Below are 15,426 nucleotides of genomic sequence, written 5' to 3'. Positions count from 1 at the left end.
ATGCGTTTACCAGCATAGCAAAATTATGGGCTGGATCCGTTCCAGAGGGCGAAGGGCAACAGATCAGTAGGCTACGGGATCGCGGGTCACCTGTACGGCGGTCCGGAAGATGATCTTGATGTCGAGCCAGATGCTCCAGTGGTTGATGTACCACAAGTCAAGGTCGACTCGAGAAGTCATCTTATCGAGAGTCAGCGTCTCGCCGCGGTAACCATTCACCTGGGCCCAGCCAGTAATGCCCGGTTTGACGTGCTGGCGAAACGCGTAGTTGCTGATGACCTGCTCATATTCGGAGTTGTGCGCAGCCGCGTGAGGGCGGGGCCCGACCAGCGACATATCGCCCCAAAGGACGTTCAAGAGTTGTGGCAGCTCGTCGATCGAAGTCCTACGCAACCATCTGCCGATCGGAGTGACGCGAGGGTCGTTCCTGCGCGCCTGCAGAATGACCGGTCCATCTTCCATCACGCACATCGTGCGAAACTTGTAAATCTTGAACGTGCGGCCGTTAAAGCCGTTTCGGGTCTGCAGGAAGAACACCGGGCCGCTCGATGTACATTTGACGAGCGCCGCGGTCATCAGTATGACCGGTGCGAATACCAGCAGGCCTAGGCTCGCGCCGATCAGGTCGAGCGCGCGTTTGACAGCTCGTTCCCCCCGCGAAAATGGCGCGCGCCGAATTTCCGCGATCGTGCTGCTTCCGGCATTCGTGAGCGGGTGGCGCAAGAACTTTGAGACATTCGGGTCCGAAACGAGACTGACCGGTATCGGAAGGATTCTCAGCGCGTCCGCGATCTTGTCGATCGTGTGCCATTGGTCCCACTTGAACAGCAGAAATACCTGTTCGATCTGGCTCTCGCGCGCGTAAGCGATGAAGTCGTCGAGGTGCGAACCGATCGAGGGAACGAGCGACGGCCGGGTTAGCCATTCCGTACAGATCTCCATGACGTGCGTGATCTGGTAGCCGTGCTGTGTGAGTTCTGCCATTGCCTCTGCTGACATTAGTCCGCGCTCGGCGATCGCGACGGCACGTCGCTTGGCAAAGGCACCGGTACGCAGCGCGGTCGTGACAAATCGCGCAATGGCTGCTTTCGACAGCAGAAGCAGGACCGGTGCGACCAGATAGAACGAGATTATCGTGCCGCGCGAGATTTGGCTGCTTGCCTTCATGGCGAAGGTGACTACGATCAGCGCGCCGAACAAGGCGGTCCACGTTGCCAGTGTTTGCTTGTAGATCCGCGCCAGGTCGGCGAGGTTCTTGAGAGCGTAGCCGTGCTGAACCTTCATCAAGAGTATAAAGTTCAGCGCAACGAGGAGGCTGAGTGCAGTATAGACGTCGAGCTGGTCGTGCTCCGGCCGCGCGTAGATCTGATAACCAGCAGCACAGCTGATGCCGCTTGCCACGACGATGGCAGCGTCGGCGAAGAGCGCCATCAATTCAACAATTTCAGGTCGTGACCATCTCAGTACTAAACTTGAGCGCGTTGATCTCGGCTCGTCGAGCGCGTGAATTTCTACCGGATTGTCCGCGGTGGAGGTCGAGCGAGCTGGTGCAATCGTCATAATATTGAACTCAGGGCCAAGGTAAATCGGGTTCGCGTGCTATCAATGAAGGCCGCAGCAGAGAAAAGACGAACGAAAGAATAACCTTACCTATTGTGATCGTATTATCCTAATTTTGCCAACTGGGATACCAATTTGAAGGTAGGAGGGGGCTGCATGCGTCACGAACGGCGGCGATCAGGATCTAGAGTGACGCGGAGAGCGGCAATTGGTCTCGCGGCACTGACTGCAACCGGCCTTGCTGTCTTCGCCGTGCTTCCCGACGTGACGCCGCCCGTTCACGCCCCAGTCGATTCCTCGCTTCCCGCTAGTTTTTTCTTGGATGGCCCCTACGCCGCTCGTTTCGCTGGGGAGATGATTGCTGCCAAGGAGGGCTATTTCAAGCGGGGCATTGCGGTGAGAACTATTCCAGACGATCCTGATTTCGTCGAAACAGTCGCGAAGGAGAATGCAATCGGGGTTACGACGGGCCAGAAATTTCTGCTTGCGGTTTGGCGGGGGGTGTCTGTCACAGCCTTTGCAGCGAGCTTTCTCGACACCCCGGTCGCGATTTTTGCGCTTGAGCAGTCGGGTTTGCGTCACCCGGAGGATCTTGTCGGCAGACGCATCGGTTGTCGCGAGGGAAGTGAGGCAGAGGTCATCTTTGATGCAATGATGGCCAAGCTTCGATTGCCACGTAGCCGAGTCGTCAAGGTCCCCGATCGGGCCACCTTCCAGGCGTTGATATCTGGGGAGGTGGACGCGATTGTCGTGCCAACCGAACAGCAGCCGAGCCACGGAAGTGCGGCCTCCGTACCGTTGAGCATTATGAAGCCTCAGGACTATGCTCTCCACGTGCCGGGGCAGGTCTATTTCGCCAGCACCGACCTCATTCGGGGCCGGCCGTCCACAATCGCGGATCTCCTGCACGGCTTGGTTCGAGGTTGGCAATTTGCCTATGCGGACTATAGCCGTTCGATTCCGATCATTGTCGATTTTGACCGGTCGCACCTCGCTCCCGAGCGGGTCAGGTTCGAAATGGAGCAGCAGCGGTCTCTGGTGCTGCCTGTTGGGGCACGAATAGGCGAATACGACGAAAGTCGATGGCGAACGCTGCGCGACATCCTGGTCTTCGCGGGTCTTGGCAAGGAGAATGATGTGCTGTTTCAGGCCGTCAACACCCGATTCATTCATGATGAATACCGGCGAGCGCCGGAAAAGGGAGCCGCCGGCGCTTTTCGCGGAGCCGATTAGGCATCCGGTTGGTTGAGGGGGCGCTATGGTCCGTTGCCTTTTTCCGATCCCGTTGATAGATGTTGACGGATAAATGGGGCGGTCCAGACTGAAGTTTGAAAATTCTCTTTCGGCCGAATTCCATGACGGATTAACGAGGGCGGTGGACGATGGTGGCAAAGCAGACTATCCGGCTTTTGGGGCTGATGGTATCGGCAATGGTCGTATCGGGCGGTCAGCAGGCAACTGCGGCGATGCAGGTGTCGGCGCGTGTCGTTTCGATGCCAATTGAACAGATAGTCCCTGCTACCTTCTGGGCTCAATCGTATCCCTACCGCTATGTGCCGCGGCGGCGTTGTCCACAAGTCCGCGTGGAGACGCCCTACGGCTGGTATTGGGATCGGGTCTGCATAACTGAGACCGCCCCGATCCTTCGCCGGGCCTACTAGCCGGGAGGTTTCGCGACGGGCTGTCTTTGCTTTTCGCGGTTGAGCAGTTGAGATCCTTGGTGAAGCGTATTCATTATTAAAATGTTCAATTCTTTACTCCGTTAAGGAGAGCTGCCACCACTCGTCGGGCGCATGTGTAAGGAACGACAGACTGGCGCTTTGCCAACTTCGAAAAGCGCACGTTCTGGTCGGAAGGGTTCGCGGATAGCGAGGCCGCCTCGGATTGTACCATGATTGCCAAGTTCGATTGTGGCCCTGGCGTGTGGATGCTGGGCGAAGGTTTTCTTTCCGATGAATTCCGCGCCTGCGCCGGAGCTCAAGCTGCGTTTGGCCGCCGGGACGGCCATCGTTGAGCGGAGGCTGCGGAGCTCGCGTGGCGATCCATCCGTGATTTCGAGTTTTGGATACGGTTTTTGTTCAGGATTGATAGAATGCGTATTCTTTTGGTCGGCATCAATTACGCTCCTGATCTCATCGGCGTTGCCAAATACAACACGGAGCTTTGCGAAAGCCTTGTTGCGGAAGGCCATGAGGTGAAGGTCATTACCGGTCCTCCCTATTATCCGGCGTGGAGCATCTCCGCCGGTTCGAATGTCTCCTATTTCAGACGCTCGATCGTGGGGGGCGTGGGAGTCATGCGAGCCCCGATCTACGTTCCCAAGCAGCCGAGTGGCGCAAAGCGGCTCCTTCATCACCTGTCCTTCGCGCTGACAAGTTTGGTCCCAGTGCTGATTGATGCATATCATTGGCGGCCCGACATCATTCTTTCTGTCGCGCCATCATTGATGTCGGCGCGATTCGCTTCTTTCATTGCTCGTCGCATCGGTGCAAAGTCGTGGCTCCATGTGCAAGACTTCGAAATTGATGCCGCCTACGGTCTTGGATTGCTCCGGAATGCCTCACTGCGCAAAGTGATGCTCAAGACGGAAGCGGCGGTCCTCAAATCGTTTGATCGCGTTTCTAGCATCTGTCCGCAAATGGTGGAGCTTTTGTGGGACAAGCACGTCGACCCGCAAAAAACGATCGAGATCCGAAACTGGATCGACACGGATTTGATATTTCCGCGTCCGAGACAAACTAAGTATCGGGCATCTCTAAATATCGACGAAGACGACGTCGTTGCTCTTTACGCCGGAACGATGTCGGCCAAGCAAGGACTAGATCTCGTCGTCGAAGCGGCCGCTCTTCTGCGTGACAATCCCCGGCTGCATTTCATTTTGGCTGGTGAAGGGCCGCACAAGGCAAGATTGATGGAGATGGCTTCTGAGAATCCGAGAATCCATTTCTTGGGGCTGCAGCCGAACGAAAGTTTCAACGAATTGCTGGCGACCGCTGACATTCACTTACTCCCGCAGAGGGCGGAAGCAGCTGATCTTGTGTTGCCGTCCAAATTGGGGGCAATGTTTGCGTCCGCGCGTCCTGTCATCGCGATGGCAGAACAGGGCACCGGTCTTGCCGCCGAGGTGAAGGGGGCCGGCTGGCTCATTCCAGCGGGAGATGTGCGGTCTCTTGCAGACGCCATTCGTCAGTTAAGCGAAGATGCTTCTCTTCGCGAGAGACTAGGTGCGGGGGGACGAAAGCATTCCATCGAGAATTGGGATCGTCGTACGATCGTGCGTCGCTGGATCGAGAGCATGAGTGCGATTTGTGATCTGCCGAGCAGGACCGGACACGGGTCGGGGGTCGTTTCCGGGAAGGCGGTAAACGCGGTCAATGACGCTCTACCTCTCGCCTGAAGTGGCACGTCAGAATGTCTCCGGCGACAATGATCGGTTCCTGCTAGGATTGACGTGCCCAAAAGATCACTTCTAGATGTCTGCGATCGTCGCGGCAGCGGATTGGAACCGTGTGTGTCTGCAATCCCGGTGAAAGGCAAGTTTCGCAAATGAGTGGCCGTGTTGCGTTGATTTCAGGCGTTACTGGGCAAGACGGTGCCTATCTCGCCGAGCACCTTATATCACTCGGTTATGTCGTTCATGGCATCAAACGACGTTCGTCTTCCTTCAATACAGCTCGCGTTGATCATTTGTATCAGGATCCCCACCTCGGTGAGGTGCCGTTCCTGATGCACTACGGTGACATGACTGATTCCACGAATCTGATCAGGCTCGTGCAGCAGATCAGACCGACGGAGATTTACAATCTCGCGGCGCAGAGCCATGTCGGCGTCAGTTTTGAGAGCCCCGAATACACCGCGAATGCCGATGCCGTCGGGGTGTTGAGGCTTCTGGAGGCGATTCGTATCCTGGGCATGGAGAAGGTGACGCGGTTTTACCAAGCGTCTACCTCCGAACTCTATGGCCTGGTGCAGCAGATTCCGCAGACGGAGACTACGCCGTTTTATCCACGATCGCCCTACGGCGTCGCGAAGCTTTACGGATACTGGATTACGGTCAATTATCGCGAAGCGTACGGGATGTTTGCCAGCAACGGCATCTTATTCAATCACGAGAGTCCCATCCGCGGTGAAACCTTCGTGACCCGCAAGATCACCCGCGCTGTTGCCCGGATCGAGGTTGGGATCGAGGATACGCTTTATCTGGGCAATCTCGAGGCGAAACGAGACTGGGGGCATGCCAAGGACTACGTTGAAGGCATGCACCTGATCATGCAAGCGGATAAGCCGGACGATTTCGTGCTTGCCACGGGCGAGACCCGCTCGGTGCGCGAGATGGTTGAACTCTCCTTCAAGGAGGTGGGGCGGGACATCGAATGGCGCGGCAAGGGCGTTGATGAGATCGGCATCGACAAAAGCAGCGGCAAGACGGTGGTTCAGATCGACCCGGCTTATTTCCGTCCTACCGAGGTGGACATTCTGGTCGGCGACGCGAGCAAAGCGAACAGGATGCTGGGTTGGAAGCCGAAGCGGACGTTCATTCAGCTCGTGCACGAAATGGTTGCCAGCGATCTGAAGGATGCAAGGCGGGAGCGCTCGAGTGGCAGCCACAGCGTTTGATCTGAATGGCAAGAGCGTCTACGTCGCGGGGCATCGCGGGATGGTTGGCGGTGCGCTGGTGCGCAGACTGGCGCAAGAAAACGTACGGTTGCTGACCACGGAGCGCGCTGAAATCGACTTGATCAACCAAGCTCAGGTGTTCGATTGGTTTGCAAGGCAGCGGCCACAGGTCGTATTCGTCGCGGCGGCCAAGGTGGGAGGAATCTCCGCGAACGACACACTTCGCGCCGAGTTCATCTACGAGAACATTGCAATCGCGGCTAACGTCATCCACGCTGCTCATGTGCACGGTGTCGCAAAGCTGATGTTCCTCGGCTCATCCTGCATCTATCCAAAATTTGCGCCCCAGCCCCTGCGTGAAGATTCGATCTTGACCGGCCTGCTCGAGCCGACCAACGAGCCATATGCGGTTGCCAAGATCGCCGGAATCAAGATGGCAGAGGCTTATCGGAGCCAATATGGATCCGACTTTATCAGCGTGATGCCGAGCAACCTCTACGGCCCCGGTGACAACTATCACCCGGAATACAGCCACGTCGCAGCGGCCCTGATACGGCGCTTTCACGAAGCCAAGGTCGCAGGAAGCAAGAGCGTCGTCGTCTGGGGAAGCGGCTCCCCGCGCCGCGAGTTCCTCTTTGTTAACGACATGGCGGATGCTTGTGTTTATCTGATGAAGAACTATTCAGATGCGAAACCGATCAACATCGGAACTGGCAGCGATATTACCATCGCTGAGCTCGCCCAGATGATCGCGAGTATCGTCGACTATAAAGGGGATATCGCCTTTGACCCGACACGTCCTGACGGAGCTCCGCGCAAGCTGCTTGATGTCAGTCGTCTCTCAACACTCGGGTGGCAGGCCAAGACCTCTTTGGAGGCCGGGATGCGGCGCGCCTATGAGGCCTACCTGGCAGCCTAGGCATTCGCATAGACCATCAGTGAAATCTAGTCTTCTGTCGGCCGGTCTTACCAGAATGCGCGAGTTCCAAAAATTGGATCAGTTTCGTGTCCCGCAGGGGTTCCGCGGACGGGCAGCAATAGTGGTGGTGCTTTGGCAATTCGTTCAATCTACACTCTTTGCATTTTCGCCTCAGCCCTTTTTTGCTTGGCGGCGCTTTCTGTTGCGCGTGTTCGGAGCAAAGATTGGCCGTAAGGTGCTGCTGCGCCCGACTGTGCGCGTGACCTACCCCTGGAAGACTCAGATAGGGGATTTTTCCTGGATAGGTGATCATGTCGAGCTGTACAGCCTGGATCGCATTTCAATCGGGTCTCATTCGGTAATATCGCAGCGATCCTATCTCTGCACGGGATCGCATAACATGGAGGACCTCGCGTTCAGCTACATTACGGCCCCCATCACGGTCGGCGATCAAGTTTGGATCGCCAGCGACGTGTTTGTTGCGCCGGGCGTGAAGGTGGGCAGAGGAGCCGTCGTCGGCGCGCGGAGCACCGTACTTAAGGACGTTCCTCCCGAGGTCGTGGCCATTGGCGAGCCCGCGCGGGTTGTGCGCAAGCGCCTAGAGTTCGGTGAGGACAAGTCCTGCAATGCACTCTCAGAGCAATCCATTCCGACCAATCCCTTGGCTTGAGCCACAGATTTCGGTTTCTTGGCCCTACGTCGTCATTAAAAGGACGACATGCAGATCATGATGCAGATCCATACAATCTGGCTAGCAAAGGCGTATACTAAACTGAGAGATGGCTAGTTTGGGGATGTGATCAATAAACTTGGGCATCGGCCCGGCTTCGTCACAGAGTTTCAGATAAACGCTTGAGCATAATGTATTATATTGGAAATATGCTCTGAACTTTTGAGGTAGTTGTCGCGCTCCTCTTTGGAGAAGAAGACGAGGAAGTCGCCGGCGAAGACCTGCTCGATCGGGTTCAGGTTGGGCTGTAGCGCGGCTGGAACAGGATGCGCTCCTGTGGTGCGGATGGCGCTCCGCGCCGCCTTGCCTTAATGGCTGCGGAGATGGTCGAGGACGACGAATCCGCCCCTTTGCGAGGGGTCGGCGCCAGCACCTGTTCGAACTCGCCGTTGATGGAGCTGTTGATCACCCATGGCACGCTGATCCGGTCATGGCGTAGCGCAGTGATAAAGATCATGGTCTTCCTGTGGCAAAAGGTGCAGACGCCCTAGGGACGTTGACCACTCGGTCATCCATCCTCGTCGGCGCAGTGTTGGTTTTGATCCAGGTCTCGTCGATAAAGTCCAGGACTGCCCTATGTTCCTCGGCGAGGTATTCCGGGCTCATCTACTCGCGGCACTTTTAGATCAACGGTTCCGTCGCGGCGGCCCTGTTTACGTCATCAGAAAAAAGGATGGTAGGCAATACAACCTATGCGGTGAGGTCGTGCCGACAATGCCTATTGATTCCTACGCCAAATACTCGAAAAATCGAAATGGGCTAGAGGCAGAGCCGGAGGAGCGGCTGATGCCAAGAACTCTTCAGGAAGTGTTAGACGAAGTGGAGAGGGACATACAGCGTTATCGGGAATTCGACGATGCGGAGAAGGCTCGGTTCGATCGTGAGTACTATTTATGGACTGCGGAGGATCGAATTGAGTGGCAGGAGACACAAGCTGACAATGCCCAACGAATTCAAGAATTGCTGGAGAGGCGTGACGCTTTGCGCAGCCGGCTTTGTTAGGCGACTAGAGTTTTTTCTGCCGCTCGTCATGCTCGCGCGAGTGCAGGTCCGCACGCTCGACGCCGGTAGGTCTAGCATTGTGTAGCAGACCGCGACTCTAGCTCAGGACTACGTATGATGCGATCTATGGAAGAGCATCATTCGTATCGGAGTCTTCGTGAATCCATGAGGTTCTGTTGAGAGATCAGAGGACGACCGTCCTTCCCGAGGGGTACACCGCTTTCAAAATGACTTCGAACAACTACGTCCGCATGGGAATCGGTCCTTCTCCAAACATAAACGGCGCATTTGTTTGAGTCGCGGAATCGCACCTTCCGGTCCAACCTACACTTCCCAGAGCTGGATGGAATTCGCCGTCGCGCAGAGGCCGCCGCATGTGACGCACCAGGCAATTGCAGAAGTTCGCCGCGGCTCATGTTGCGAGGGCGGTCGGTACGGTGTCGGCATAAAGAGGGCGCCCGCGACGTGAGTCCTCGCCACCGAAAAGCACGCGGAATGCATTTTAGAGGAGTACTTCTACCCGTCGACTACGCTCTGACCGCATGGGTGCGAGCAGGTCGCGAGATAATCAGCTCTCTTGAGATGTGCGCTCACGTCCAACCGGTTGTATAGCAGCAAGTCGAAGGTCAAGCTTCGACCTCATGGGGGTCTCCCGTCGAAGCGGCTCTCGCTCCGCCATCAGCTCTGGTGCGCCGTCTCTTCGGCCCATTATTATCGCTTCTACGATTCGTAGCTGGAATACGCGGGCTGGCCGCATACGCAATACATTATGGCCAACATGCGGACGCATGTCGGATCATCGAAAGTTCGCCAGACGAAGTATATTGCGATGCGGTGGCGGCGCTATGACAATTGTAAGGCAATCGTGCCCAATCGTGGAGCAACGTGCGTGGTCGAAGGGGCTGAAGACGACCACGACGCAGTCCCTGACCACTAACATCTACAAGGTGAATGCTCCTTCATCCGTCTCTGGACGCTAGCTGGCGACGTTAGAGTCCATGCTGGTCTCTTCAGCAAGAGCTCTTCGCGGAGGGGACGCCGCGTTGCAGACCATTGCGCCGGGCACTAATGGCAAGACCTGCCAATTGCGAGCGCCGGAGGTTGTGAATTTCCTTCAGCAACATCAGGCGTCGAAGCTGTGCTCCGTTCAGGAGTGATTCAAACAGCGTGAGGATCTCGCGCGCCTGAACGTAGACCTCCATGCTGATAGCGTGTTGATCGAAGCCGTACGATCGGAGACGGGCTTCGATGTCGAGCGCCGCAGAAGCATCCAGTTGCCAGTCCAGGGCGTTACCGATCGTGTAGACTTCGGCGACATCCTGGAAGTCCGGGGCAATGCCTGCGAGATCTACTCGGCGAAGGGTCATCTCGACGGCCTTTTGGCGATAGGTGCTCAAGACTTTATGCCGCAGAACCCGGTAGCGTTGCATCTCCCAGGAGAGTTCTGCGATGTCGATAGCGAGCAGCCACTCGATGGCGGACTGGGGATCGAGGTCGCGGAAGATGACTGCCTGAAGCGCCTGATAGTGGTCGATGTTCTCTCCGGGAAGAAGTTGCGGTGGAGGACATAGCGCCTCGAACTGAGGCGGCACGACGCTGGCCGACTGCGGTTGACGAAGGTTGAGAGCGCCGTTCATTGACCTCGCACCTCTGATACCGGTCGCGACGACGGTCCAGCAACTATTTCGCCGTTCATCAGATGGACCGGGCTCGCATCCCAAAGCAGCTTTGCGATCGGCAGGGGTGAAATTTGCAGATTGGTCCACCAGGCTCTTTCATTTCCGTGTCGGTGCAGGGATTGGTGGTGCGATCGGCAAAGCGGCACCGTGAACTCGTCGCTCACCTTGCGGCCTAACGTTCTTGGTTGAGCAAACTTGAGGTGATGCGCGTCGGCGGGGGTCTTCTGGCAGACCAGACAACCTTGGGCGCGGATGAAGGCGAGGTGTTCCTTGCTTCGTTTTCGCGGCAGCTCTTTGGGGAAGGCGAGGCCGACTTGCTGTCCGGAAGCGGTGCTGGCAGCGGCGTGCGCCTGGTCAGATATCCCCGAAGCATGCTCCTCAGGTAGAGATGGTCCGACGGCCGACGCAGGCCGCTGCCCTGTTAAATCGAATTCAAGAGGGGCTACTTCCTCGGCCCTCTTTTGGTAGGCGGCTTCGAGCACGCGAGCGTCGCCCTCCAGGAGAGAATTCTTGAGAGGAAGGGAGATCTTTGCCCAGGCGAGCAGTCCGTCGCTACCCTCCTGTAAGGCCAGCTCGCCCAGAAGTCGGTCTAAGAGCTCTGCGGAGCGTTCTTGAGGCAAGACCGGGGGCCGGTTCAGGACGCCTCCCGGCTGCTTTGCTTTCGATCCTTGTGAGAGCTGAGGCTCGCTGGCCGCTTGAGGTCCTGTGACGACGTCTGGCGCGTCCAAATCGTCTTCGCCGGCAATCCCCACGAGAGCAAATAGGGCATACCGGCGGGCGTAAGTCAGCGCCGCGCCCATCCGGTGCGGCGCCTCGACCTCCTTGGAGGCGCAGACCGGCAGGTCCGATGAGATCCATTCCCCGGAGGCGTGGGCGAGCAGAGTGGTGAGATGGATCTGCCCGGTGACCTGCTCAATCCGGATGGTCTGGATGGTGGCGATCTCCTGCTGGCTTAGCGTCTTGCGGACGATGTCCAGGCCGGAGGCCAGGGACGCATAGCGGAAGGTGCGATCATCCTCCCGGGGGAAGGGCGACCGGATCACGGCAGTCAGGGTCTTTTCGGGGTTGGTCAGTTCAGCCTGGGCCCGGGCAAGGGCGGCGGCTATGGTCCCGATGCGCTCACTGGACTGATGCATGGGATCCCTCCGCCGTCTGGGCTTCGAAGCTGATCGCGCCGGACTTAGACCGCTTGGCTTTGATGCCATGACCAGTTGCCTCCTTGGCGTCCTCCGGCATGAGTTTCTTCAGATCGGCCTTGGCGGTTTCATGCTCACCATGCGCCTCTCGGGTTCGGAGGTAAGTGGCCGCAAGCTCCGCCCATTGGTTGGACGAGGACATATCAATGACCTTGACGGCTTCCAGTCTTGGGCGCGGCGTTTCGATGTTGAACAAAGCAGGGCGTTCACCGCTCTGGACGCAACGCCAGAACTTCTTCTCCGCGGTGAGCAAGAGGTGCTGGTACAGCGGGTCGGCGTGAAGCTTGATCTCGACCCATTTGCCGCCGCCGGTGATGATGGAGAGAACGGCGCTGCGGGATGCGGTGACCCACATGTTATGCTGCAGCTGAGCCATGTGCTTCTCAGCTGCGGCCTCCTCGGTGAAGGCCCAGGGCAACATGAACTTGGCTTCGAAGACGGCGCCGGTCTGCTCGACGGTCCCGTCCAGCGTTGCCGCCATCCATTTGTGGACGGGATGGCGGACGCGCTTCTGGATGTCCTTGACCGTGTGCCCGCTTGACCGTTGATACCAAGCGCGGTTCAAGACCTCGGTCACGGTGCCGAGCTGAACGATCAGATTGTCCGAGAGATCCTGCGGCTCCGCTTCGCCGCGCTTTTCGCGCCAGAGGCGTATGAGGCTCTCTTGGTCATCGCCCATGATGATGCGGGCATCCGAGCCGCCGATGAAATGGCGGCGGTCGTTCGGATTGAACCTGATGATTTGATGCTGTGGCTCGACTTGGTTGTCACTCGGTACGCTACGCACGGGTATCTCCTACTTCAAGAACAGCGGCGGTCTTCGCCGCACTGCCTGAAGCCCCGCGTCCGCGAGGTGAGATACCGATGCCGGCTATGTACCCGGTCGACTCAGTAACGCTCCAATCGCAGGGGAATGCCAGTCCTTTCTGCAGCAATCTTGTTGCTCTTGTCGGCGCAAAATCATCGCCAAGGTTCGGCAAAGGGAAAGTTCCAGACGAGCGGACCGCGTGGGACTCGATCTCGCCCGAAATTGACAAATCAAAGCCAACGAGCGAGGGGCAAGTATATGAGAGCGGGGCGGCGCTTATGGTCTTCAAACGCTCTAAGCTGCGCTCGGCCGATTCGCTCCCGAATGCGCGGGTAGCAACGAACGTCCTCCGATCGTCGCAGTTTCTTGATCTGAGGCTTGAAGTCATAAGCGCTTCGAGTGAGGTGTCGGGAAAAGAGCGGGACCCGAGTACAAGCCGGCATGGCCTCAAAACGAAAAATCATAGCGAACCGATTGAACGCCAAGCGAAGCACGGGCCCGACGACTGAGGCGGGTAAGGCGCGGTCGAGCCGCAACGCCCGACAACACGGGCTCTCGCTCCGAAACCTGGAGGACAATGTCGGCTCTGACGCAGCCGCTGGCGCAATCACGATGAGCTTTGCGGAGCGACAGCATGCCTCGACCGTGAATGACCTTGTTCGCGCCAGTATATGGCTGGCCCACATCCGACAGGCCCGCCATGGCATGCTCGCTGCGTTGCTAGATTGCCCGAACCCAAAGCAACTGAAGCGTCTTGCCGGCCTTGAGCGCTATGAAAGCTCCGCACGTGCTGCACAAAGACGTGTTTTGAGACGTTGGCTGAATGCGGAGTAGCAGCGTCAAAAGCGTGGCTAGCTTCCTCGCGCATGTCCCCGGGTAGCGATGGGTGGCAGTGAAGCGCCTTGCCTTCATCAATCGCCGGCATTCTAGCGAGGAGCGTGGCGGCATCGTGAAGCCGTCCGGCCTCGTAGATCAGCTGCTCAATGTCTATCGAGATCCGCACCCTTCGGTCAAGCCGGCTGCCTTTGCACATGCCTGCGCAGCTTTCGCGATTTGCTGCGCCTCTTTCAATTTGACATGGACTTCGGCAAGGCATGCCTTGATGGCTGGTGCTTCCAATGGCCGGTCAGGCTCCTCTGAAGAATTTGCATGGCGGAAGCGCGGGCTAGGAAGTCGGTCTCCACCGTAAAATTGTTGATGCGTGGGTCTTCCGGAACCGACCGAGTGGCCGCCGCTACGCCCCTCCCCAGCCTCTCTTCACAGTCGGCGTCGGGGACATCAATATTCTGCTTCGAACTCATACACCGTTTCGAGTCAACGGGGCCTTTGGTTGTTTTCAGCCAGCCGGACCTTCTTTCTAAGCCTCCGAGGTCTTCCATTGCTTTAAGCAATCTCATCAATTCGGAGACCATGTGTGCCAGAGTGGGTTTGCGCAGTTTTCGGACTCTAGATTTCTGCCTCATCGCGAAACGGCTCCCTGCCAGGACCGACGGAGATGTGGCTTGACCCGCAAGAACCATGCCAGTGAGTGCAACCGCAATTATTTGGCCGGCGTCCCTTTCCACCCATACGACTGGCGTACGATCTGGCCAGTGACGTCGTCCCTGTCGTCAGAAAGACGCCAGGCCGCCACCCCGAAGCAAACGGTTAAAATTACTGCTGTTGTTAACAGTAGCATTGATAGAAACTGACTCACACCCATCCCCCGCAAATCGACGTATGAGTGAGGACCATGGAACGTCGATTCGGAAAATACAGATGCGTTGACCTAAAAGGCAGGGTATCCCCAGCAGCCAGTGCGGATTTATCCGCGTGCAGTTGTCTCCATTTTGGCCGCGCGAGCCGCATCCTGCTCGAACAGCAGAGTGCTGATCGATTGATACGAAAAGCAGCCGACTTATGAACTCACATTCGAGACGAGCCGCGGCCTTGGGGCAAAGTGCAGGCGGCAACGTTTGGTGCGGGCGCGGACCACTCCGATAACGTCGAGCCGCATCTCGTAGGCGACCTCAACCGAATGGGCATCCGCTTCCAAGAGAGTGGTCTTGAGAAGAAAGCTGGTCAGCTGCGCTGACGAATCAGCAGGCGCCGGATGGCCTCGTCTCGGCGAACGAGAAGTGGAGGAGCGCGTGGGCCCCGCGACGAGCGTGCGTTGCAACAGCAGGAACTGGGTTGCGGCGTAGGGGTTAATGGAAATTTGGCGAAGGAGATCGTCAGATGCCCCATGCCAAGCCTCTATTAATTGCCGCCATCGTCGCACGCTCATTTCTGGTGGTCCTCGCGCTAGAGGGCATCGCTCATGCCGGGTCCGGGGGCGCAGGCACCGGGACGGGCCCGAGTAGCGCCAGCGCTGGCCCATCGGCACCTTCTGGAATGGGGACGGGTGCAGGTAACGCTGGTTCGTCAGCAACCCCGGGAGTGGGAACGAAAGATACTGCCACCAACGGAAATCCAGGCATCAACGCGGAGCCGAGCAATCCGAACGTTCAGCCTGCCACGCGGGCGAGGTCGCGGGCGGCCGCCCAAGCCGCACGAAATGCAGGGGCCGGCCACGCGCAAAATGGCCTGCCGATCGGCGCGGTCGGGAGCGGCACGAGCAAGGAGGATCAGATGGCCATCGGCCTAGCGTCTTCCCGAAACAGATCCGGGTCAGCAACACAGGCCCAAGGAAACACCAATGTTGATTCGGAAGGTCTCTCAGGGAGAGGCACGAGCCTTTCGGACCAGATCAGCCTTCCGCGCGCTGCACGAGCTGGAGACAAGGTGCTGGATGCCAAGTCGCAGGTTGGGCGACGGACGATTGTCTCGCCCCGACGCGTTCCAGGTCGAGCAAAATTGGGTTTATAGACAGAGGCGAGCCTCTTTTCGCGGTGTCCTGTAAATTCAAGCCTGCTGCCGGAAATGCCGAATGGGCA

The 15,426-nt window shown here is 57.8% G+C and carries 12 protein-coding genes; 7 read left to right on the top strand and 5 right to left on the bottom strand.

Features of this window, described 5'->3' with window-relative positions; translation table 11 throughout:
* Window positions 1-63 precede the first annotated feature (63 nt).
* Complete coding sequence (locus ACETMP_RS16100) at window positions 64-1,560, bottom strand: undecaprenyl-phosphate glucose phosphotransferase (RefSeq protein WP_375161694.1); 1,497 nt, start codon at window positions 1,558-1,560, stop codon at window positions 64-66.
* A gap of 189 nt (window positions 1,561-1,749) precedes the next feature.
* On the opposite strand from ACETMP_RS16100, the gene ACETMP_RS16095 reads away from it, so the two are divergent.
* The 6 genes from ACETMP_RS16095 to ACETMP_RS16070 all read left to right on the top strand — a co-directional run bounded on the left by ACETMP_RS16095 (window position 1,750) and on the right by ACETMP_RS16070 (window position 7,766).
* A complete protein-coding gene (locus ACETMP_RS16095; protein ID WP_375161693.1) occupies window positions 1,750-2,793 on the top strand; it encodes an ABC transporter substrate-binding protein in 1,044 nt (347 codons plus the stop codon).
* A 658-nt stretch (window positions 2,794-3,451) separates the two neighbouring features.
* Window positions 3,452-3,574, top strand: a complete 123-nt coding sequence (locus ACETMP_RS16090) for a hypothetical protein (RefSeq protein WP_375161692.1) — start codon at window positions 3,452-3,454, stop codon at window positions 3,572-3,574.
* Window positions 3,575-3,652: 78 nt separating this feature from the next.
* Window positions 3,653-4,957, top strand: a complete 1,305-nt coding sequence (locus ACETMP_RS16085) for a WcaI family glycosyltransferase (RefSeq protein WP_375161691.1) — start codon at window positions 3,653-3,655, stop codon at window positions 4,955-4,957.
* A gap of 149 nt (window positions 4,958-5,106) precedes the next feature.
* Window positions 5,107-6,177, top strand: coding sequence for a GDP-mannose 4,6-dehydratase (gmd, locus tag ACETMP_RS16080; protein WP_375161690.1), 1,071 nt, complete (start codon window positions 5,107-5,109; stop codon window positions 6,175-6,177).
* A complete protein-coding gene (locus ACETMP_RS16075) occupies window positions 6,158-7,096 on the top strand; it encodes a GDP-L-fucose synthase family protein (RefSeq protein ID WP_375161689.1) in 939 nt (312 codons plus the stop codon). The genes gmd and ACETMP_RS16075 overlap by 20 nt, the downstream gene beginning before the upstream one ends.
* 55 nt (window positions 7,097-7,151) lie before the next feature.
* The gene (locus ACETMP_RS16070; protein WP_375161688.1) at window positions 7,152-7,766 is read left to right on the top strand and encodes a putative colanic acid biosynthesis acetyltransferase; all 615 of its coding nucleotides are present in this window, start codon (window positions 7,152-7,154) and stop codon (window positions 7,764-7,766) included.
* Between the two features lie 295 nt (window positions 7,767-8,061).
* Here the strand turns inward: ACETMP_RS16070 and ACETMP_RS16065 are convergent, their stop codons facing one another.
* A complete protein-coding gene (locus tag ACETMP_RS16065; protein ID WP_375161687.1) occupies window positions 8,062-8,283 on the bottom strand; it encodes a hypothetical protein in 222 nt (73 codons plus the stop codon).
* A 119-nt stretch (window positions 8,284-8,402) separates the two neighbouring features.
* On the opposite strand from ACETMP_RS16065, the gene ACETMP_RS16060 reads away from it, so the two are divergent.
* The gene (locus ACETMP_RS16060; RefSeq protein WP_375161686.1) at window positions 8,403-8,828 is read left to right on the top strand and encodes a hypothetical protein; all 426 of its coding nucleotides are present in this window, start codon (window positions 8,403-8,405) and stop codon (window positions 8,826-8,828) included.
* A 1,010-nt stretch (window positions 8,829-9,838) separates the two neighbouring features.
* Here ACETMP_RS16060 and ACETMP_RS16055 read toward each other — a convergent pair.
* The 3 genes from ACETMP_RS16055 to ACETMP_RS16045 are packed head-to-tail and all read right to left on the bottom strand — an operon-like array spanning window position 9,839 to window position 12,445.
* A complete protein-coding gene (locus ACETMP_RS16055; protein WP_375161685.1) occupies window positions 9,839-10,465 on the bottom strand; it encodes a hypothetical protein in 627 nt (208 codons plus the stop codon).
* On the bottom strand, window positions 10,462-11,643 hold the full coding sequence (locus tag ACETMP_RS16050; RefSeq protein WP_375161684.1) for an ERF family protein: 1,182 nt from the start codon (window positions 11,641-11,643) through the stop codon (window positions 10,462-10,464). Before ACETMP_RS16050 ends, ACETMP_RS16055 begins: the two co-directional genes overlap by 4 nt.
* Entirely contained in the window at window positions 11,627-12,445 is an 819-nt protein-coding gene (locus tag ACETMP_RS16045; protein WP_375161921.1) for a YqaJ viral recombinase family protein, read from the bottom strand. The genes ACETMP_RS16050 and ACETMP_RS16045 overlap by 17 nt, the downstream gene beginning before the upstream one ends.
* Window positions 12,446-15,426 lie beyond the last annotated feature (2,981 nt).

This window comes from Bradyrhizobium dasycarpum (genome assembly GCF_042019905.1).
GTDB classification, from domain to species: Bacteria; Pseudomonadota; Alphaproteobacteria; order Rhizobiales; family Xanthobacteraceae; genus Bradyrhizobium; species Bradyrhizobium japonicum_B.
This window is presented reverse-complemented; position numbering and strand designations above follow the sequence as displayed.

Excerpts from the sequence above, each read along its gene's own strand:
- ACETMP_RS16100 (WP_375161694.1), bottom strand. The coding sequence starts at position 1,560 with ATGACGATTGCACCAGCTCGCTCGACCTCCACCGCGGACAATCCGGTA.
- ACETMP_RS16090 (WP_375161692.1), top strand. The coding sequence starts at position 3,452 with ATGATTGCCAAGTTCGATTGTGGCCCTGGCGTGTGGATGCTGGGCGAA.
- ACETMP_RS16085 (WP_375161691.1), top strand. The coding sequence starts at position 3,653 with ATGCGTATTCTTTTGGTCGGCATCAATTACGCTCCTGATCTCATCGGC.
- gmd (WP_375161690.1), top strand. The coding sequence starts at position 5,107 with ATGAGTGGCCGTGTTGCGTTGATTTCAGGCGTTACTGGGCAAGACGGT.
- ACETMP_RS16070 (WP_375161688.1), top strand. The coding sequence starts at position 7,152 with ATGCGCGAGTTCCAAAAATTGGATCAGTTTCGTGTCCCGCAGGGGTTC.
- ACETMP_RS16065 (WP_375161687.1), bottom strand. The coding sequence starts at position 8,283 with ATGATCTTTATCACTGCGCTACGCCATGACCGGATCAGCGTGCCATGG.
- ACETMP_RS16060 (WP_375161686.1), top strand. The coding sequence starts at position 8,403 with ATGTTCCTCGGCGAGGTATTCCGGGCTCATCTACTCGCGGCACTTTTA.
- ACETMP_RS16055 (WP_375161685.1), bottom strand. The coding sequence starts at position 10,465 with ATGAACGGCGCTCTCAACCTTCGTCAACCGCAGTCGGCCAGCGTCGTG.
- ACETMP_RS16050 (WP_375161684.1), bottom strand. The coding sequence starts at position 11,643 with ATGCATCAGTCCAGTGAGCGCATCGGGACCATAGCCGCCGCCCTTGCC.